At 62.5% G+C, this 18,011-nt stretch carries 17 protein-coding genes; 9 read left to right on the top strand and 8 right to left on the bottom strand.

The features are described 5' to 3' along the window. The first annotated feature begins 47 nt into the window (after positions 1-47). Positions 48-491 carry a nuclear transport factor 2 family protein gene (locus AOT83_RS23165; RefSeq protein ID WP_057963974.1) on the top strand — a complete coding sequence of 148 codons (444 nt, stop codon included), beginning with the start codon at positions 48-50 and terminating at the stop codon, positions 489-491. A 3-nt stretch (positions 492-494) separates the two neighbouring features. On the opposite strand, the gene AOT83_RS23160 is transcribed toward AOT83_RS23165, so the two are convergent. Beyond that, positions 495-929, bottom strand: coding sequence for a PPOX class F420-dependent oxidoreductase (locus AOT83_RS23160; protein WP_057964012.1), 435 nt, complete (start codon positions 927-929; stop codon positions 495-497). Between the two features lie 110 nt (positions 930-1,039). Here AOT83_RS23160 and AOT83_RS23155 point away from each other — a divergent pair, with 110 nt between their 5' ends. Then, complete coding sequence (locus AOT83_RS23155) at positions 1,040-1,825, top strand: MBL fold metallo-hydrolase (RefSeq protein WP_057963973.1); 786 nt, start codon at positions 1,040-1,042, stop codon at positions 1,823-1,825. A 16-nt stretch (positions 1,826-1,841) separates the two neighbouring features. Here the strand turns inward: AOT83_RS23155 and AOT83_RS23150 are convergent, their stop codons facing one another. Continuing rightward, complete coding sequence (locus AOT83_RS23150; RefSeq protein ID WP_057963972.1) at positions 1,842-2,276, bottom strand: hypothetical protein; 435 nt, start codon at positions 2,274-2,276, stop codon at positions 1,842-1,844. A 56-nt stretch (positions 2,277-2,332) separates the two neighbouring features. Next, the gene (locus AOT83_RS23145; RefSeq protein WP_030098091.1) at positions 2,333-2,911 is read right to left on the bottom strand and encodes a TetR/AcrR family transcriptional regulator; all 579 of its coding nucleotides are present in this window, start codon (positions 2,909-2,911) and stop codon (positions 2,333-2,335) included. 45 nt (positions 2,912-2,956) lie between these two features. Here AOT83_RS23145 and AOT83_RS23140 point away from each other — a divergent pair, with 45 nt between their 5' ends. After that, positions 2,957-3,811 carry a phytanoyl-CoA dioxygenase family protein gene (locus tag AOT83_RS23140; protein WP_057963971.1) on the top strand — a complete coding sequence of 285 codons (855 nt, stop codon included), beginning with the start codon at positions 2,957-2,959 and terminating at the stop codon, positions 3,809-3,811. Here AOT83_RS23140 and AOT83_RS23135 read toward each other — a convergent pair. Next, complete coding sequence (locus tag AOT83_RS23135) at positions 3,808-4,572, bottom strand: polysaccharide deacetylase family protein (protein WP_057963970.1); 765 nt, start codon at positions 4,570-4,572, stop codon at positions 3,808-3,810. The genes AOT83_RS23140 and AOT83_RS23135 overlap by 4 nt on opposite strands. A gap of 70 nt (positions 4,573-4,642) precedes the next feature. Between AOT83_RS23135 and AOT83_RS23130 the strand changes: the two genes are divergently transcribed. Beyond that, complete coding sequence (locus tag AOT83_RS23130; protein WP_030098088.1) at positions 4,643-5,416, top strand: DUF2127 domain-containing protein; 774 nt, start codon at positions 4,643-4,645, stop codon at positions 5,414-5,416. Between the two features lie 9 nt (positions 5,417-5,425). Here AOT83_RS23130 and AOT83_RS23125 read toward each other — a convergent pair whose 3' ends face one another. Then, positions 5,426-6,628: an FAD-dependent oxidoreductase gene (locus tag AOT83_RS23125; protein ID WP_057963969.1), complete on the bottom strand. Its 1,203-nt coding sequence runs from the start codon at positions 6,626-6,628 to the stop codon at positions 5,426-5,428. A 123-nt stretch (positions 6,629-6,751) separates the two neighbouring features. Here AOT83_RS23125 and AOT83_RS23120 point away from each other — a divergent pair, with 123 nt between their 5' ends. Beyond that, complete coding sequence (locus tag AOT83_RS23120) at positions 6,752-7,207, top strand: MarR family transcriptional regulator (RefSeq protein ID WP_057964011.1); 456 nt, start codon at positions 6,752-6,754, stop codon at positions 7,205-7,207. On the opposite strand, the gene AOT83_RS23115 is transcribed toward AOT83_RS23120, so the two are convergent. Beyond that, positions 7,204-8,685, bottom strand: coding sequence for an NAD(P)/FAD-dependent oxidoreductase (locus tag AOT83_RS23115; protein ID WP_030098085.1), 1,482 nt, complete (start codon positions 8,683-8,685; stop codon positions 7,204-7,206). The genes AOT83_RS23120 and AOT83_RS23115 overlap by 4 nt on opposite strands. A gap of 43 nt (positions 8,686-8,728) precedes the next feature. Beyond that, on the bottom strand, positions 8,729-9,892 hold the full coding sequence (locus AOT83_RS23110) for a PrsW family intramembrane metalloprotease (protein ID WP_057963968.1): 1,164 nt from the start codon (positions 9,890-9,892) through the stop codon (positions 8,729-8,731). Between the two features lie 208 nt (positions 9,893-10,100). Between AOT83_RS23110 and rpsA the strand changes: the two genes are divergently transcribed. Next, positions 10,101-11,546, top strand: coding sequence for a 30S ribosomal protein S1 (rpsA, locus tag AOT83_RS23105; RefSeq protein WP_030098083.1), 1,446 nt, complete (start codon positions 10,101-10,103; stop codon positions 11,544-11,546). Between the two features lie 145 nt (positions 11,547-11,691). Continuing rightward, on the top strand, positions 11,692-12,888 hold the full coding sequence (coaE, locus tag AOT83_RS23100) for a dephospho-CoA kinase (protein ID WP_030098082.1): 1,197 nt from the start codon (positions 11,692-11,694) through the stop codon (positions 12,886-12,888). A 1-nt stretch (position 12,889) separates the two neighbouring features. On the opposite strand, the gene AOT83_RS23095 is transcribed toward coaE, so the two are convergent. Continuing rightward, complete coding sequence (locus AOT83_RS23095) at positions 12,890-13,555, bottom strand: TetR family transcriptional regulator (RefSeq protein WP_030098081.1); 666 nt, start codon at positions 13,553-13,555, stop codon at positions 12,890-12,892. 358 nt (positions 13,556-13,913) lie between these two features. Between AOT83_RS23095 and AOT83_RS23090 the strand changes: the two genes are divergently transcribed. Both AOT83_RS23090 and AOT83_RS23085 read left to right on the top strand, forming a co-directional pair. Further along, a complete protein-coding gene (locus AOT83_RS23090; RefSeq protein WP_232783323.1) occupies positions 13,914-14,309 on the top strand; it encodes an MmpS family transport accessory protein in 396 nt (131 codons plus the stop codon). Continuing rightward, positions 14,306-17,230 (top strand): RND family transporter, encoded by a 2,925-nt coding sequence (locus AOT83_RS23085; RefSeq protein ID WP_044105720.1) that lies wholly within the window; start codon positions 14,306-14,308, stop codon positions 17,228-17,230. Before AOT83_RS23090 ends, AOT83_RS23085 begins: the two co-directional genes overlap by 4 nt. Positions 17,231-18,011: the final 781 nt, after the last annotated feature.

Genomic DNA, 18,011 nt, shown 5'->3' with positions numbered 1-18,011 from the left:
CGTAGGATCTCGACTCGTTGTACTTCGGGGGAAGGAAAGCTATCGGGATGTCATCAGCGTCGGTGGTTATCGGTCTGTGGGTAGCGCTTTCGGAGAGAAACTGGGACGCGGTCACCACGTTTCTTGACGATGATTGCATTTACTTGGACATGCCGGTCGGACCCACCGCTGCGGCATGCGGGCCAGAGAACATCGTCAAGCGTCTGAAGATCGGCCTGGAGCCGCTGAAGGACTATGTGCACCATGACGGGCTAATCGTCGCCAATGGTGCAGACGTGATGTATGAGCACTCCGAGACATGGATCTGGACCACCGGGGAAACCGCGCTGCTGCGGTTCGCGTCTGTGCTCAAGGTGATTGACGGGAAGATCACGCTCTGGAAGGACTACTGGGACATGGGGGCACTGACGAACGTCGCGCCGCCATCATGGTTGGAAGACCCCGCGAGTGCGGACATGAGCTGGATTTATGACGCAACAGGAAAGGTCTGAGGCTCAGCTCAATTTCTCGCCGTAGACGCGCTCGACCTTCAACGCCATCAGGACGCGTCGGTCGGACACCATGACAGAGCGGTACTCCTCCCAATCAGGATGTTCGCCGGCCGCTGCGCGGTAGTAGTCGACGAGCGCTTCGACTTCGGGCCCGTGAGGGTCGGTACCGGGCCCGGTCAGGGTCACCCCACCCTCAGCCGTCGCCCAGGCCCGTCCGTCCGAGCTGGTGACCTCCAGCGCGGCGCGAGGATCACGGCGAAGGTTCACGGTCTTGGCACGGCCATCCGTCATCGAGACGTAGATGACGCCCTTGTCGCGGTCATAGAACGGGGTGACGGGGGAGAGCTGCGGCAGTCCAGTGGATCTGATGGTCGCCAGGACGCCGATGCGGCTGTCGGCTATGAGTGCGTGCGGATCGAACTGCGGGGCGGCATTCATATCTGCACGAACCAGGCGCATGGGGCCGCTATTCCGCGCAGTCGACCCGAAAGACGAGACCGGGAAGATACTGTGAAGGAAGACGGGCTTAGGCAACGATGAGGTGAGGTATGAAGGTCCACCATCTCAATTGCGGCACAATGGCATTCGGTTTTGTGGACCACTGCTTGCTGGTGGAGACGCCGAACTCCGGGCTGGTGCTCGTCGATACGGGGTTCGGTCTCGAATGCATCCGAAATCCGCGACTACTCGGGTGGACGCGGCACGCCATCGGACCTGTGCTGCGGGAGAGCGAGACGGCGGTGCGACAGATCGCCGCGCTTGGTTACGACCCGGCTGACGTACGGCATGTACTGCTGACCCATCTGGATTACGACCACACCGGCGGCCTTGCGGATTTCCCGTCGGCGACTGTGCACGTGCACGGGCCCGAGCTTCGGGCCGGCAGGCAGCCAACCGTCGTGGATCGAATCCGTTACCGCACTGCCCAATTGTGTGGGCATGGAGTCAACTGGCAGATCAACGAGCTTGATGGTGGCGAGCCGTGGTTCGGTTTTGACGCCGTTCGGGACCTCACCGGGCTGCCGCCGGAGATTCTGGTTGTGCCTCTGTACGGACACACAAGGGGCCACGTTGGCGTCGCCGTCGACACGGGAAACGGATGGCTACTGCATGCCGGTGATGCCTATACCGAGCCGCATGCGATCGGCACCGGTCCGTTGACCACCGCGAGCAGGGCCATGCACATGATCACCGCGCACCCGAGTCGCCCGCGTGCTCAATGGCAGAACATGCGGCGTCTCACCGAGTTGGTAGCCGAGCAGGCCAGGGACGTCACCGTGTTCTGCAGCCATGACACCGCGGCGTTCGCGCGGCTTGCGCGCCAGGTTGTTTGAGTGCCAATAGGAGTTTCTAGACGACGGTGACGGTCCCGGTGCAGTGGGCGATGTTTTCGTCATTCCAGAAGAAGCCGGAACGGCCACCGTAATCGGTGGTGATCTCTACCTGGCCGGGGCCGGTGACGACGTTGTAGATCGATGCTCCTGCGGTGCCCGATCCGTCGCCGTGCGCTTCGCCGACAGCGCCAGTGGTCAGGTTGCGCCACTGGAAGTACGCCTGCTTGGGTCCGGCCAGGCCGTCCGTGGCGTTCATGTTGAGCGTGCCGGGGATCAGGTCGCGACGTGCATCGGCTTGGCTCGCCTGCCAGGCGCTGACACGGACATCGCCGTCGAAACAGAGGGCGACCTCGCCGAAGGGCGCCGCCATTGCCGTCGGGCAGGAGACGAGTCCGGCGCCGAGAACGGCGAGGGTGAGAGTGGCCGTGCGGCCCACAGGTATCGAACGCATGCAGGGAGTATCGCCCATGTGTCATCGATCTGGCCGAAGTTTCCCGACGCGGCGGTTCAGTCGGCTCCCAGGGCTGCGGAGATGAGGCGCCACAGTCGGTCGGTGATCTGCCCGGGTGCGGGGAGTGGGGTCAGGCGGAGCTGTTGCGCGATCCCGTACCGAATTCCGCCGATGATGAAGGCTCCCGCGCTGTCGGGTTCGATGTCTGCGGGCAACTGACCCAGTTTCTGACCGCGACGGATGTTCTTGGCGGCGTTGTGGCTAATGCGTTGCAGGTAGGTCGCTTCCAGCTCGGCCAGCTGGGGATCCAGTGCGGCGCGGTTGAGCAGGATCGGCGCCAGCGGATCGGCGACGTGATAGTCGACGAAGCGACGGGTGCGCTCCAGTTCATGAACATGCCAGTCGGTGTCCATGGCCAGATGCGCGTCGGCAATCGCGTGGACGAGGCCCTCGTAGAACTCGTCGTAAATGACGGCGAGCAGGCCGCTTTTTGATCCGAAGTGATGGTAGAGAGCGCCGGTGGTCAGCCCGGCCCGTCGGGTCAATCCGCTCAGATCCATCACTCCGTTGCCGCGGACAAGTTCGTCACGGGCGGCGTCGATGAGCTGTTGACGTCCGATTGAGGGGCGTGCCACTATGTCATCGTACAAAACATAATTATCTTATGTTTAGGAGTGGTGATGAGCGTGCACGTGTCGTCGTTGGTGGATTTGAACGGCGACCTGGCCGGGACTCATCGGCGGACCGCCAGTAGCGGCCAGGGCATCGATCCTGCTGTCGCGGAGGCGGACTTGGCGGCGATGCGCCGCGACGGCTACGTGATCTTGCCGGATCTGCTGACCGCTGACGAGTTGGACCAGATTCGGGATGCTGTTGCGCCCCTGCTGAATCTGCATGGCCGGAACGGGTTTGAAGGACATACCACTCAGCGGGTGTACAGCGTCCTGAACAAGACACGTGCGTGTGACCGGATTGCGGATCACCCGCGCGTCTTGGCCCTGCTGGATCGGCTTTTCCTGCCGAACTATCTGCTCTCGATGTTGCAGGTCATCAACATCTTGCCCGGCGAGCAGGCTCAGATGCTGCACACCGACGACGGCTTCTATCCCATTCCGCGTCCCCGCGCCGGTTTGGGCGCCGCGACGATCTGGGCGATCGATGATTTCACCGCCGACAACGGCGCCACCGATATTGTTGCGGGCAGCCATCTTTGGGGTGATCGCCGACCACAAGAAGCCGAGCGTGAACCCGTGGTGATGAAGGCGGGTTCCTGCGTGTTTTTTCCCGGCACGCTCTGGCATGGCGGTGGTGCGAACCGAACCGGTGCCGCACGGCTGGCCCTGACCGCTCAATACTGCGAGCCGTGGCTGCGCCCGCAGGAGGCGTTCACCTTGTCGATGACACGCGACACGGTTCGCGCCGTATCGGAGGACATTCGCCGGATGCTGGGATACAGCATTCATCCGCCGTTTATCGGTCAGGTCGACGGCATGCATCCCAAGCGGCTGCTGGAGCCGGGCGCCCCATCGCTCTAGTGCTGATAGACGTCGTTGAGTGTCACGGTGCGCAGCTGCCGTTCCCCGATGACGTCGAGCAACTGGTGATAGACGGTGGTCACCGGGGGGTGGTTGAGGTGACCGATGACGATGGCCTGCGGGTTGAAGTACTTGCGGGCCATGTCCACGATGTACTGCGGCGTGACGACGCCAGAGTCCGACAAGGAGCCGTACCACAGCACCGGCGGCCCGTAGCCGAGCCCCTGAGTGACCGAATCGGTTGCGGTGTTGTGCTTTCCGTATGGAGGCCGGAAGAACGGCGCCGGGTTGACCCCGTAGGTGTTGGTCAGGAACTTGGTGTTGCGCGTCAACTGGTCATCGATCTGCGCGGCGGTCAGTGTCGTGAGGTCCGGGTGAGACCAGGTGTGATTGCCCAGCTGAATCTGCCCGCTGTCGACGAGTGGACGCAGTAGCTGGGCATTCTGCGTCCATCCCGTGTTCACCCCATTGACGAAGTAGGTCAAGCGGATTCCGGTGTCACGCGCCAGTTGGGTATAGGCGGCGATCACATTCGCATCGGTGCCGTCGTCAAGGGTCAAGGCGAGCAATCGCTGACCGTCGGTGCGCGATGGCAGTGCGGTCAAGGCACCGCCCCCGGGCAACGGCACCCGCGTCAGTCCTCCGCTGCCGGCTCCCGCTGAGGTGCCGGGGTCGGCAGCCGCGGAGACGGACTCGAGAACAGCGGCACCCACTGCGGCAGCTCCGGCCAACAGTGTGAGAAACCGGCGACGGTCGAACACGACGACAGGGTAGCGCCGGAACCTGTATATCGTGCGGCGCGGCAGATGGTGTCGGGCTACCGTTTCTTCCGTGATCAACTTTGCTCTGCGCTCGTGCGGTCTGCGAGGACACGCGACATTCGCTCCGGACGAGCAGCCGCTGCGGGACCGGCTGCGGGTCGAGACACCGGTCGGGGAGGCGTGGCGGTGTCTGCGCTGCGAGACCTTTGTGGTGGGCGCGCCGCGCTACCGCGGACCGGCCGATACCGCACCGGAGATTCCGCGCGGACGGCTGCTGCGCGACCGGACCTTGATGCGGATACTCGCGGTCGAGCGTGTGTTCCGCGGGCTGGTGTTCGTCTTGCTGGCGGTGGGTGTGGTGAAGGTCCGCGGATCGCGCGAACATCTCCAACAGGTTTTCGAGCGAGAGCTTCCGCTGATCCGGCCGCTGGCCAACCAGATCGGCTGGAACCCGGACAATTCCAAGATCATTCGTCATATCGGCGAGGCATTCGCGCTGTCGTCGTCGACGTTGATGTGGGTGGCGGTGGGTTTGGGGGCCTACGCCGCGATCGAGTTCATCGAGGCATTCGGTCTGTGGCTGATGAAGCGTTGGGGCGAGTATTTCGCCGTCATCGCGACGAGCATCTTCTTGCCGCTGGAGATCTACGAGCTGATTGAAAAGCAAACCGTTCTCCGGGTTTTGGCGCTATTGGTCAACATCGTGGCCGTGGTGTGGCTGCTGTGGAGCAAGCGGCTATTCGGGCTCAACGGTGGCGGCAAGGCGTACGAGGAAGAGCATCGCGCCGAGAGTCTGCTCAGTGTCGAGCGGGCCACGCTGGCGGAGAACCTGCACGAGCGTTGAGCCGCGCCCCTAGTGCACGTCTGGGGTGTGCACGCGTTCCGGCCGCAAACCCCTGCCGACCGCGATCGGAGGTATGAACTTGAGCGGGCCCCGTCCGACGAAGAACGGCAGTTTGATCGGTGACAGGTCGCCGGTGAGAACCGGTTCGATCACGTTGTCCTGGACGAACACCTGGAACGCTTGCACCACTTTGGTCGGGAGCTCACGTCGCCGCTGCACCGTGGCGAGGTCCCCATCGGTGACGCGCCCCCGGCGTAGCGGCCCCACAAGGATGTTCGCGGCAGCCACGGCGTCGGCGACCGCCAGGTTGATGCCGACACCGCCGGCAGGCGACATGGCATGCGCGGCATCGCCTATGCACAGCAGACCCGGACGCCACCAGCTCTTGAGTCGATCAACCCGGACATCCAGATGGCTGGTGTCCTCCCAGGAGTGAAGATCGTTCACGTGCTCACGCAGCTGCGGGCGTGCGGTGATCAAGCGCTCCTTGAATGCGTCGATAGAGCCGTTCTGCGGTCCCGCCCCCTTGGGCATGAGATGGGCGACCTGCCAGTAGTCACCGCGATGGATCATGGCCAACAACAGGCCTCGACGTAGTACCGCGAAGGTCTCATCGGGATCGCCCGGTCGCCGGTTCAGTCGGAACCACAGCACATCCATCGGCGAACTCTCGTTGGCGATGTCAAGTCCCGACGCGGCGCGTACCGCTGAGGTGCGTCCGTCCGCGGCAATGACCAGTTCTGCGTGCACCTCCAGGTCCGGTGTACGTACCCCGGCCGCGCGGCCATCATCGATGATCAAGCCGGTGACTTCCGCGTTACGGATAAGGGTGAATTCCGGGTACTGCTCGGCTTTTTCGGCCAGGAAGTCCAGGAAGTCCCACTGGGGCATGAATGCGATGTAGGGCTGTTTGTATCCCAACCACTTGAGCGCGCGGAAGTCACCGAAGGTGCGCAGTCTGCCGTCGCCATCGAAGGCGATGTGATCGACCTTCTGGTGTGGCAGCCGCAGAAAATCATCGATGAACCCGAGATCATCGATGATGCGCATGGTGGTGGGGTGCACGGTATCCCCGCGGAAATCACGCAGAAAGTCGGCGTGCTTTTCCAGGACGACGACGTTGATCCCCGCCCTCGCCAGCAGGAGTGCATGCACCAGCCCGGCGGGGCCGCCGCCGGCAACACACACCTGCGTCTGCAGAACTTGCGTCATACCCGGGACGCTACGCCCGAACCGATTGCGGCGGGGGTCACTCGCGCAATGCGGTATCTGATATGCGCATGCTTATGATTTTGCAAAGTATACGATCTTGTGACGTCGTCTATCCTGATGTTCGTGGCGCAACAGAATCCAGATGCCCGGCCTGACCTTGCGGCGCTGATGGTTCCGCTCGGGCGATCATTGATACGGGCGGAGCTGCCGCTGCTGGAAGCCCACGGTCTGTCGATGTGGGCGTACGCCGTGCTGACCGCGCTCAAGGACAACGAAGCGAGTAGTCAGGCCAGTCTGGCCAGTTCCATAGGCGCGGACCGCACCCGGATCATCGCCGTGCTTGACGATCTGCAGGATCGGAAGCTGATCAACCGGCAGCCCGATCCCAGTGATCGGCGCAGTAATCTGCTGTCATTGACGGCAGCTGGCCGTAAAACCGTTACCGCAGTGCAGAAAGCGATTCGGGAGAACGAGAGGCGAATCCTGGCCGGTGTCTCCCCGGCAGATCGCGATGTGTTTCTTCGGGTGCTCTCGCACCTGGCGGGGCTTGATGATTCGCAGATCGGCCCCAGTCGCTAGGCGGCCGAGGACACGGCCTTTGACTTCGCGGTACCGAAGCGCATGTTCTCGTCCATTCGATCACGATGGAACGCAAGAAGATCCAGCACATAGTTGTGCCGGATGGCCCAGGGGCCCTTCACTCCGGAACGTGGCATGTGGTCACCGCCGCGGCTTACATAGCCCGATGACAGGTTGAAGAACGGTCGGGCTTCGAGCTCCTCGCCGTGCCGGTCCGGATAGGCGTGGGTGTAACCGCGGCGGTCCATGTAGTCGAGAAGTCGCACCACCGCCCGCGCACTCAGATCGGCGCGCAGCGTCCATGACGCATTGGTGTAACCGACGCTCCATGCGGCGTTCGGTACCCCTTCAATCAGGTATCCCTTGTAGATGAAGCGATTTGGAGAATCGATGGGGGAGCCGTCCACGCTCAATGCGATGCCCCCGAAAATCTGAAGGTTGAGGCCGGTTGCCGTGATGATGACGTCGGCACGCAATTCCTCACCTGATCCCAGCCGGATGCCCGACGGCGTGAAGGACTCGATGGTGTCAGTGACCATGCGGACACCACCGGCGCTGATGGCCTCGAAGAGATCTCCATCGGTGTCGGCGCATACGCGCTGATCCCACGGGTTGTATCGCGGCTTGAAGTGAACGTCGACCGGATAGTCGGCGGGTAGCCGCTTGGAGATCCGGCGCCTGATGAACCATTTGGCGAATCCCGGAGCCCTACGGCAGACGTGGTACATGATCCAGCTGAACCCGCCCAGCCAGATCCGGGCGAAATGCTGAACAAGATTGGGCGGAAGTACTTTTCGAACCAGGCCGACGACGCGATCGGCGCGGTCGATGGGGTAGACGTAGCTCGGGGAGCGTTGCAACATACTCACCTTTGCTCCGGCACGTGCCAATGACGGCACCAGCGTGACCGCCGTGGCGCCGCTGCCGATAACCGTTACCTCCTTGCCCGAGCAATCCAGGTCTTCAGGCCAGTGCTGGGGGTGGATCAGCTTTCCTGCGAAATCGGCGATGCCCGGGAATTGGGGGGTGTAGCCGTCGTCGTAGTTGTAGTAGCCGGTGCACAGGTAGAGGAATCGGGACCGGTAGGTCGTCGGTCCTTCCGGCGTGTCCACCCGCACTGCCCAGGTGTCGGTATCGGTACGGAAGTCGGCCCCAGTAACCTTGGCGGAGAACGTGATCTGGCCGTCGATGCCGTAATCGCGGGCGGCGTTCTCCAGGTAGTCACGGATATCGGCGCCGTCGGCGATGGTATTGCGTTCGTGCCAGGGGTGGTACCCGAAGCTCAGTGTGTAGATATCGCTGTCGGATCGGATTCCGGGGTACCGGAACAGGTCCCAGGTCCCGCCGATGCGTTCCCGGCGCTCGACGATATGAAAGCTGCGGCCCGCCGCGCTCAATCGGACAGCGGCATTGATGCCGGATATTCCGGCTCCCACAATGAGAACGTCAAGCAGGTCGTGCTCCGAGATCTCGGCCATGATGCTCCTGATCGCCTTTGACTAGACAACACCCATCCTCACGCTACCCCGTGGCAGGTGCGCGATACCCCGAGAGTGCTTGCAAGACGGGAGCGGCGGCCCGGGCGGCCATGACCGCGTACGCCTCTTCGGTCTGCAGGGCGATATCGCGCGGGTCTCGAGAGCCTCGTTCTATGCGGTCGCGCACGAACGCCAGCTCGACGACCTGTGCCGCGAAGTTCTTCACCGCGGCGCCACTGGGGGCACCGCCGATTCGTCTGGCCTCGGCGATGGCGTGCTTGCGATCCTTGATCGAACCCAGCCAGGTGGCCTCGTTGGGGGTGACCAGCCCGGCGGCCACCATCCCCGGCAGTTTCTCGGCGACGACATGCTGTTCCTTGCGCCGGCTGCGCACTCCCACCACGATCATCAGGACAAAAATGGGGACCATCCACAGCACGTACACCGCGAGGTAGCCCTGGAATCCGAGGAATGACGAGCCATTCCACAGGCCGTGCATGAGGACCGCCGCGAGGTACCCCGCACCTATGCACAGGAATTTGGCGATGGCACTGCGTTGCCGCAGCGAGTAGTAGATGCCGATACCCGTCATGGTGGTGAACAAGGAGTGGGCGAAGGGACCCAGTCCCAGCCGCAGGATCGCGGTAATTACTGACTCGCCAACAGTGTTGCCACTACCGATGTAGGCGATGTCTTCGAGCCATGCGAATCCGGCGGCGGTGATGCCCGCGTAGACTAGGCAATCGGTGAGCGAGTTGAGTTCGTGGCGGCGCCGGCCGGTCAACATCAGAAGCAGAAAGGCGCCCTTGGCAGCTTCTTCGATGAAGGGCGCACGGATTGCTATCGCCGCGAAGGTCGTGCCGCCCTCGGGATCGAAAACGGACCCAAAGGCCAGTTCGAGGATGATCGAGACGACGACGGATAGGGACGCGCCCCAGGTGAAGGCCAGTACAAGGAGCCTCGAGGGTTCCGGTTCCCATCGGTCCAGCCAGAGATAGCAGAGGACGACGACCCCGATCGCGATGCTCGACAGGGCCAATCCGATCATCGCGCCGACCGGGTTGGAGAGAAGCAGGCCGGCCAGAATCAATCCCGTCACCAGCGCCAGGGCGATGATGACCCCGATCGGCGCGCCGACTTTTTTGATCCGCTGGGGAAATCCCGGGATGGGTGGCATAGGTGCGGGAGCGGGCGCGTAGGACACCACCGAAGAGTAGCTGCGCGCTTACTCGCGGGTGCGGTATCCGTCCGGGGGCTCCGGTCGCCAAGGAGACCGGGTTTGTCCTGGTGGAGGGCAGTCGAGTAAGGTGAAGTCCATCTCTGCCGCACGTGCGGAGGTCGAAGCACGCCCGCAGCTGAAGCTAGCTGTGGCAGAACTGTCCCTACTACACAACCTGTCCGGAGCAACCCAACACATGCCAAGTCCCACCGTGACCTCGCCGCAAGTAGCCGTCAATGACATCGGCTCGGCCGAGGATTTTCTCGCCGCTATCGACAAGACGATCAAGTACTTCAACGATGGCGACATCGTCGAGGGGACCATCGTCAAGGTTGACCGCGACGAAGTTCTTCTTGACATCGGTTACAAGACCGAAGGTGTCATCCCGTCCCGCGAACTGTCGATTAAGCACGATGTCGACCCCAACGAGGTCGTTTCCGTGGGCGACGAGGTCGAGGCCCTGGTCCTCACCAAGGAGGACAAGGAAGGCCGTCTGATCCTGTCCAAGAAGCGCGCTCAGTACGAGCGGGCCTGGGGCACGATCGAAGAGCTCAAGGAGAAGGACGAGGCCGTCAAGGGCACCGTCATCGAGGTCGTCAAGGGCGGCCTGATCCTCGACATCGGCCTGCGCGGCTTCCTGCCCGCGTCGCTGGTCGAGATGCGTCGTGTCCGCGATCTGCAGCCATATATCGGCAAGGAGATCGAGGCCAAGATCATCGAGCTCGACCGCAACCGCAACAACGTGGTGCTGAGCCGTCGCGCCTGGCTGGAGCAGACCCAGTCCGAGGTGCGCAGCGAGTTCCTCAACCAGCTCACCAAGGGTGCCATCCGCAAGGGTGTCGTGTCCTCGATCGTCAACTTCGGCGCGTTCGTCGATCTCGGAGGGGTTGACGGCCTGGTTCACGTGTCCGAGCTGTCCTGGAAGCACATCGACCACCCGTCCGAGGTGGTTCAGGTGGGCGACGAGGTCACCGTCGAGGTGCTCGACGTCGATATGGACCGCGAGCGGGTTTCGTTGTCGCTCAAGGCAACCCAGGAAGACCCGTGGCGTCACTTCGCTCGTACCCACGCCATCGGCCAGATCGTGCCCGGCAAGGTCACCAAGCTGGTGCCGTTCGGTGCGTTCGTCCGCGTGGAAGAGGGCATCGAGGGTCTGGTGCACATCTCCGAGCTGTCCGAGCGCCACGTCGAGGTGCCGGATCAGGTTGTGGGTGTCGGCGACGACGCGATGGTCAAGGTCATCGACATCGACCTGGAGCGTCGCCGCATCTCGCTGAGCCTCAAGCAGGCCAACGAGGACTACACCGAGGAGTTCGACCCCTCGAAGTACGGCATGGCGGACAGCTACGACGAGGCCGGCAACTACATCTTCCCGGAGGGTTTCGACTCCGAGACGAACGAGTGGCTCGAAGGCTTCGACAAGCAGCGTGAAGAGTGGGAGGCCCGGTACGCCGAGGCCGAGCGTCGTCACAAGATGCACACCATTCAGATGGAGAAGTCCGCCGCTGCCGCCGAGGCGGAGGCTGCTGCCGCGTCCTCGAACGGCTCCTCGCGGTCCGATGATTCGGCTTCGCAGGGTGGCTCGCTCGCCAACGACGAGCAGCTCGCCGCACTGCGCGAGAAGCTGGCTGGTAACGCCTAAGCACGTGTTCTGAAGGAAGGCCCCGGTCATCACGACCGGGGCCTTCTTTTGTTGACGGTGAGCTCAGGGCGGCGATATCTGGGCAATCCGAGAGGGCAACGCCCCCAACGCATAGTGAACGCGCCGGGAGTGACAGACTGCGGGCATGTTGAGGATCGGCCTGACCGGAGGAATTGGCGCGGGGAAGTCCACGGTGTCCCGGACGCTCGCGGAATGCGGTGCGTTCATCGTGGACAGCGATGTCATCGCGCGCGAAGTGGTCGAACCGGGAACTCCGGGTCTGACAGCGCTCGTGGAGGCCTTCGGTGAATCGATCCTGCGGCCCGATGGAGCGTTGGATCGACCCGCATTGGCCGCAATCGCGTTCCAGGACGACACGCACCGTGCCACGCTCAACGGGATCGTGCACCCGTTGGTCGGATCCCGCCGAGCTGAACTGATGGCCGCCGCCGGTGAGGATGCCATTGTGGTGGAAGACATTCCGTTGCTCACCGAGAACTCATTGGCACCCTTCTATCACCTGGTGCTGGTGGTGCATGCGGAGATCGAGACGCGCGTGACGCGGCTCATCACGCATCGCGGCATGGATGAACAGGACGCCCGTTCCCGGGTGGCCGCGCAGGCCAGCGACGAGCAACGTCGCGCCATCGCCGATGTGTGGCTTGATAATTCAGGTGATACCGATGCGCTTGCTCAAACAGTCCGTGATCTGTGGGCCGTCCGGTTGCTGCCCTATGAGATCAATCTGCGGACTCGTCAGCACGTGCGCGCCGACCCGGTGCTGGCTCCCGCCGATCCCACCTGGCCCGCGCAGGCGCAACGCATCATCAATCGTCTCGCCGTGGCGTGCGGGTCCAAGGCTCTGCGGATCGACCACATCGGTTCCACCGCGGTACCGGGACTCGAGGCCAAGGACGTCATCGACATCCAGGTGACGGTTGAATCTCTGGAAGTAGCAGACGCTTTGGCGGGATCTCTGGCCGATATCGGGCTGCCGAGGCTGGACCGGATCACGGGCGATAACCCGCACGCGGGCGATGGCGCGCGCTGGGGTAAGCGTTTCCACGCGTCCGCGGATCCGGGCCGACTCGCGCATGTGCACCTGCGGGTCGACGGCTGGCCGGGTCAGCGTTACGCATTGATCTTCCGGGACTGGTTGCGCGCGGACCCGCAGGTACGTGGGGAGTATCTGGAAGTCAAGCGTCTTGCCGAGCGGACGGCGCAGGAGAGCCCGCAGGACACGGCCGCCTACGTGGAGGCCAAGGAACCCTGGTTCGCGCAGGCGTATCCCCGGGCACTGGCATGGGCCGACGAGACCGGCTGGACGCCAGCGGCAAGCTGAGTCAGCGCGCCTGCGCGACGATGCCGACGCAGGTCGCCGTCAACAGCCTCGTCAGCGCCGGCTCGAAGTCAAGATTCCAGTCCGGCGGAACGCCTGGCTCGTTCTTGTAGTCGTGGTCGAGGCCCTCCGGTGGATGGGCGACCTGCCACAGCATCGCGGCCAGTGAGAAGGCCGCCACCAGGATGTCCAATGAACTCTTGCGACCGATCTGGGGGAGCGCTCGTTCGATCGATTCGGCGATCGCCATCACTGCCACATTGCTGATCTGCTTGACTTCCGCGACGCGCTCCACATCGACCTCGTGTTCGAGATGCAGGTGCTGGTTCGCGAGTAGGTCGCAGAACAGAGGATCCGCCGCGAGCCCGTGCACGAGGGCCTCGGCCACGCGGGCAGGGGAGCCGGTGCCGGGCTCGGCCAGCGCCGAACACACCGTGTCCGACCAGCGAGTCCAGCCTTCGGCAGCCAGGTGCAGCAGCACTTCCTTGTGGGAGCTGAAGTAGCGCCGAACTGCGGAATAGTGCACTCCGGCGCGGTTGGCGACGGCGGTCAGCGTTACCGAGGTGACACCGGATTCCACGGCCAGGGATCGTGCGGCTTCCACGATCGCCGCGGCCCGCTGACGCTTCTTTTCGTCCGTGCGGGCGCGTTGGAATGTCAGTTGCGCCACGTGCCGAGGATAACGCACGGCGTGTGATTTGCGACGTAGCGAACCACCCGGTAGCGTGCGTTACGCACGTGATATGCGTTAAAGATCCTGATGAACGCGCTGGAAGGGAGCCAACTGTTCCGCACTTAGGCATGGTTTACTTCGAGAAACGTCCGGGCGGATGCGCCCGGGTACCGCAGGCTCGAAGCGACCATCACGTGGCGATAGCTGCGCCGCCTTCCGATGGGGCGGTCGGGTGCGGATATCCGATCAGTAGTTGAGCCAGGTTCGGGCGAGTGGCGTCGGCTTGCATAACGCCAACGGGTGAAGGGGTTTTACGATTCTCAGCGCATTGAAGCGGGCGTGGATCCCGCTGGTGATGGTGTTGGTCCTGGCCATCGCGGGTTTTGCGGTGTGGCGCATTCGCGGCATTTTCGGTTCTTATCAGTTGCCCACTTACGCGGGCAGCATGACCGACGACAAAAACAACTCCAAGCCCAAGCACGTGGTCTACGAGATCTTCGGCCCGCCCGGAACCGTCGCCGACATCAACTACATCGACAAAGAGGGCGAGCCGCATCAGATCAATGGCGCGGTCTTGCCGTGGTCGATCGAGATCATCACGACGGCACCGTCGATGACGGGAAACATCCTGGCGCAGACGCGTAATGCCGACGGGTTGGGCTGCCGTATCACGGCCAATGACGAGAAAAAAGATGAAAGGTATACCAACGAGGTGAGCGCCTACGTCTACTGCTTTGTGAAGTCTGCATGAGCGGGGCACACGGCGGCGGGGAGCCTACCTTCCTGGCCAAATGGATTCGGCGCCTGTCGATTCCCATCCTTATCTTCTGGGTGCTGTTGGTCGTCGTCTTCGGGACGCAGAAATCGCTCGACACGGTCGGTAAAGAACAGACCGTCTCACTGAGCCCACAAAGTGCGCCGTCCATGCAGGCGATGAAGCACATGGGCCAGATGTTCAAGGAGTCTGACTCCGACAGCGTGGCGATGATCGTGCTCGAGGGGCAAGAACGCCTGGGCCCCGGAGCGCACAAGTTCTACGACGAAATGGTGGCGCAGCTGCGCGCTGACGCCAAACACGTCCAGCACGTGCAGGACTTCTGGGGTGATCCACTCACAGAGGCGGGAGCCCAGAGCACCGACGGTAAGGCCACCTACGTACAGGTGAACCTCGCCGGAAACATGGGCGAGACGCTGTCCAACGAGTCCACCGAAGCGGTCCGCGAAATCGTCAAAAAGGTCGAGGCGAACTGGACCAAGGACGGCGCCAAGCTGCCCGACGGGCTCACGGTGTACGTCACCGGCCCCGGCGCGCTGCAGACCGATATGAACCACGCGGGTGATGGCAGCCTCAAGCTCATCACCGCGCTCACGTTCCTGGTCATCGTGGTGATGCTGCTGTTCTTCTATCGATCGATCTTCACCGTGATCATGGTGTTCCTGTTCGTGGGCGTTCAGTTGAGCGTGGCCCGAGGTGTGATCGCGTTCCTGGGCGACCATCAGATCATCGGGTTGTCGACATTCGCGGTGAACCTGCTGGTGATGCTCTCCATCGCGGCCGGTACCGACTACGCCATCTTCTTGATCGGCCGTTACCAGGAAGCCCGGGCCATGGGGTCCGACAAAGAGGCTGCCTACTACGAGATGTTCCATGGCACGGCGCACGTCATTCTGGGCTCAGGCCTCACGATCGCCGGCGCCATGTACTGCCTGAGCTTCACGCGCATGCCCTACTTCCAAAGCCTCGGTGTGCCGTGCTCGGTGGGTCTGCTCACGGGTGTCTTGGTCTCGCTGACAATGGGGCCGGCGCTGATCACCATCGGAAGCCGCTTCGGACTGTTCGAGCCCAAGCGCGCCATGCGTATTCGTACCTGGCGCAAGATCGGAACCACGATCGTGCGCTGGCCTGGGCCGGTGCTCGCGGCCGCGTTGGCGATTGCCATCATCGGCCTGGCGGCGCTGCCCGGATACCGGACCAGCTACGACGACAAGAAGTACATCCCCAAGGACATCCCCGCCAACGCTGGATTCGAAGCGGCGGGGCGGCATTTCTCGCAGGCTCGGATGAGCCCGGAAATGCTCCTGATCGAGTCCGATCACGACATGCGTAACTCGGCGGACTTCCTGGTCATCGACAAGGTGGCCAAGGCTGTCTTCCGCGTTCCGGGAATCGCTCGTGTGCAAGCGATTACGCGCCCACAGGGCACGCCGATCGAACACACCTCCATCCCGTTCCTCATCAGCATGCAGAGCGTGGGTCAGCTACAGAACATGAAGCTGATGAAGGACCGCATGGCCGATATGAAGGTCCAGGCCGACAAGATGGGCGAGAACGTCGTCATCATGAAGCGGACGCTCGCCAATATGACAACGATGGCGGGCATCACCCACTCGCTCGTCGGCGACATGCACACCTTGCAGGGCACCATCCACGAGATGCGGGACAGCATCTCGAATTTCGATGACTGGTTCCGCCCGATCCGCAACTACCTGTATTGGGAGAAGCACTGCTTCGACATACCCATGTGCTGGGCCATGCGCTCGATTTTCGACACCCTCGACAAGATCGATGAAATGACCGAGACCATGGACGGCATGGTGGTCAACATGGAGCGCATGGATCAGCTGATGCCCAAGATGGTGTCGGACATGTCGGCAATGGTCCCCATCATGGAAGACATGCAGAAGATGATGCTGACGCAGCACAGCACCATGTCTGGCTTCTATAACCAAATGGACGAGATGAGTCAGAACTCGACCGCCATGGGTAAGGCGTTCGACGCCGCCAAGAATGACGACTCCTTCTATCTGCCGCCGGAAATCTTCGACAATGCCGACTTCAAACGCGGTCTGAAGTCGTTCCTGTCGCCGGACGGCAAGGCGGTCCGGATGATCATCTCGCACCGAGGAGATCCCGCTACGCCCGAAGGCCTCGCGCATGTGGAGCCAATCAAGCAGGCCGCGATCGAGGCCGTCAAGGGCACACCCCTCGAGGACGCCAAGATCGAGCTGGGCGGCACCGCGGCCGTGTTCAAGGACATGTCCGATGGCGCGCGCTACGACCTGATGATCGCCGGCATCTCCGCCCTGTGCCTGATCTTCCTGATCATGTTGCTCATCACGCGAAGCTTCGTGGCAGCGCTGGTCATCGTGGGTACGGTCGCGCTGTCTCTCGGTGCCTCGTTCGGTTTGTCGGTCATTATCTGGCAGTACATCTTCGGCATCGAATTGCATTGGCTTGTCATGCAAATGGCCATCATCGTGCTCCTCGCGGTGGGTTCGGACTACAACCTGCTCTTGGTCTCCCGACTCAAGGAGGAGCTACACGGCGGCCTGAAGACCGGCATCATCCGCTCAATGGGTGGCACCGGCAGCGTGGTGACATCCGCCGGTCTGGTCTTCGCCTTCACCATGGCCGTCATGGTGGTCAGCGATCTGCGGATCATCGGGCAGGTCGGAACGACCATTGCACTGGGCCTGTTGTTCGACACGCTCATCGTGCGCTCCTTCATGACCCCGGCCATCGCGACGATCCTCGGCCGCTGGTTCTGGTGGCCGCTGAATGTGCGCACCCGGCCACTGCCACCGCCGAAGACACCTCCTCAACCGGCGTCTGTCGGTACGGGGCACGGCGATGACCCGGTGACGACCGAGTTCCCGAGGCCATCTGTCTGAGTCTTCGGCCGTTCGCTGGCAGTTCGGCCGACACCTGTCTACGTGCGCGCCGCGTGTAGACAGGTGTTACCAGAGCTGGTGCCGCCGCTTGGGCGATTCGCTTTTGCGAATGGCCGGATCTTCTCGTGAGTCATCGCATTCTTCGTATCTCGAGCGTTGAATGACGCGCCAGATCGTTTGCTGAAATCACGCTGACCGACGGCTTGGAGCGCGTGGCTGCGCGTTGCTAATGGACAAATGTCTCCCAATGTGGCGAAGGACACGCCCGTTCGATCGGCCTGGATTTGATCACTTTCACCCGCCGCGACGCCAGCGGGGGCGAGGCGTGTCGGCGGTACCCACGGTTGATTTGGGCGGCGAGCCGAAAGATAGCGATGGCAAACACCGCCCAGGTCCATTAGCTGGTGTGATCCCGAAGTCAGTCACTAACTTCGATGTGCGAGCAGGCTCTTTCGTAACATCAACGAAAAGAAGCCGGGAATAGAACAGTGTCATCGGTTGTTGACATCCGCTTGTAGCTAACTAGGCTATTGCGAGCGTCTCGGGGCGTAAATGTGCGAGTTGTGACCGACGGCACATGTACAGTTCCCTGACAAACGTATGTAGTATCCCTTACGAATTACTGAGAAAACGGGCATGAGCGGAGCCAGGTGGGATGAACGGACGATGTGACCGGACAGCCCGTGTGCTCGCTGACTCCGCACAAACAACACGGTGTCGTACTGGCTGGTAACTATTTGCGCGCGAATGGCGGATACGCATAGCCGGACGCGATAGGCAG

It is taken from the genome of Mycobacteroides sp. H001, assembly GCF_001440005.1.
In the GTDB taxonomy this organism is placed as follows: domain Bacteria; phylum Actinomycetota; class Actinomycetes; order Mycobacteriales; family Mycobacteriaceae; genus Mycobacterium; species Mycobacterium gwanakae.
The sequence above is the reverse complement of the archived record's forward strand: the minus strand, read 5'-3'. Positions and strand labels throughout refer to the sequence as shown.

Coding starts and splice junctions, on each gene's coding strand:
- AOT83_RS23165 (WP_057963974.1), top strand. CDS start 48: ATGTCATCAGCGTCGGTGGTTATCGGTCTGTGGGTAGCGCTTTCGGAG.
- AOT83_RS23160 (WP_057964012.1), bottom strand. CDS start 929: ATGAATGCCGCCCCGCAGTTCGATCCGCACGCACTCATAGCCGACAGC.
- AOT83_RS23155 (WP_057963973.1), top strand. CDS start 1,040: ATGAAGGTCCACCATCTCAATTGCGGCACAATGGCATTCGGTTTTGTG.
- AOT83_RS23150 (WP_057963972.1), bottom strand. CDS start 2,276: ATGCGTTCGATACCTGTGGGCCGCACGGCCACTCTCACCCTCGCCGTT.
- AOT83_RS23140 (WP_057963971.1), top strand. CDS start 2,957: ATGAGCGTGCACGTGTCGTCGTTGGTGGATTTGAACGGCGACCTGGCC.
- AOT83_RS23125 (WP_057963969.1), bottom strand. CDS start 6,628: ATGACGCAAGTTCTGCAGACGCAGGTGTGTGTTGCCGGCGGCGGCCCC.
- AOT83_RS23115 (WP_030098085.1), bottom strand. CDS start 8,685: ATGGCCGAGATCTCGGAGCACGACCTGCTTGACGTTCTCATTGTGGGA.
- rpsA (WP_030098083.1), top strand. CDS start 10,101: ATGCCAAGTCCCACCGTGACCTCGCCGCAAGTAGCCGTCAATGACATC.
- coaE (WP_030098082.1), top strand. CDS start 11,692: ATGTTGAGGATCGGCCTGACCGGAGGAATTGGCGCGGGGAAGTCCACG.
- AOT83_RS23090 (WP_232783323.1), top strand. CDS start 13,914: ATGGTGTTGGTCCTGGCCATCGCGGGTTTTGCGGTGTGGCGCATTCGC.
- AOT83_RS23085 (WP_044105720.1), top strand. CDS start 14,306: ATGAGCGGGGCACACGGCGGCGGGGAGCCTACCTTCCTGGCCAAATGG.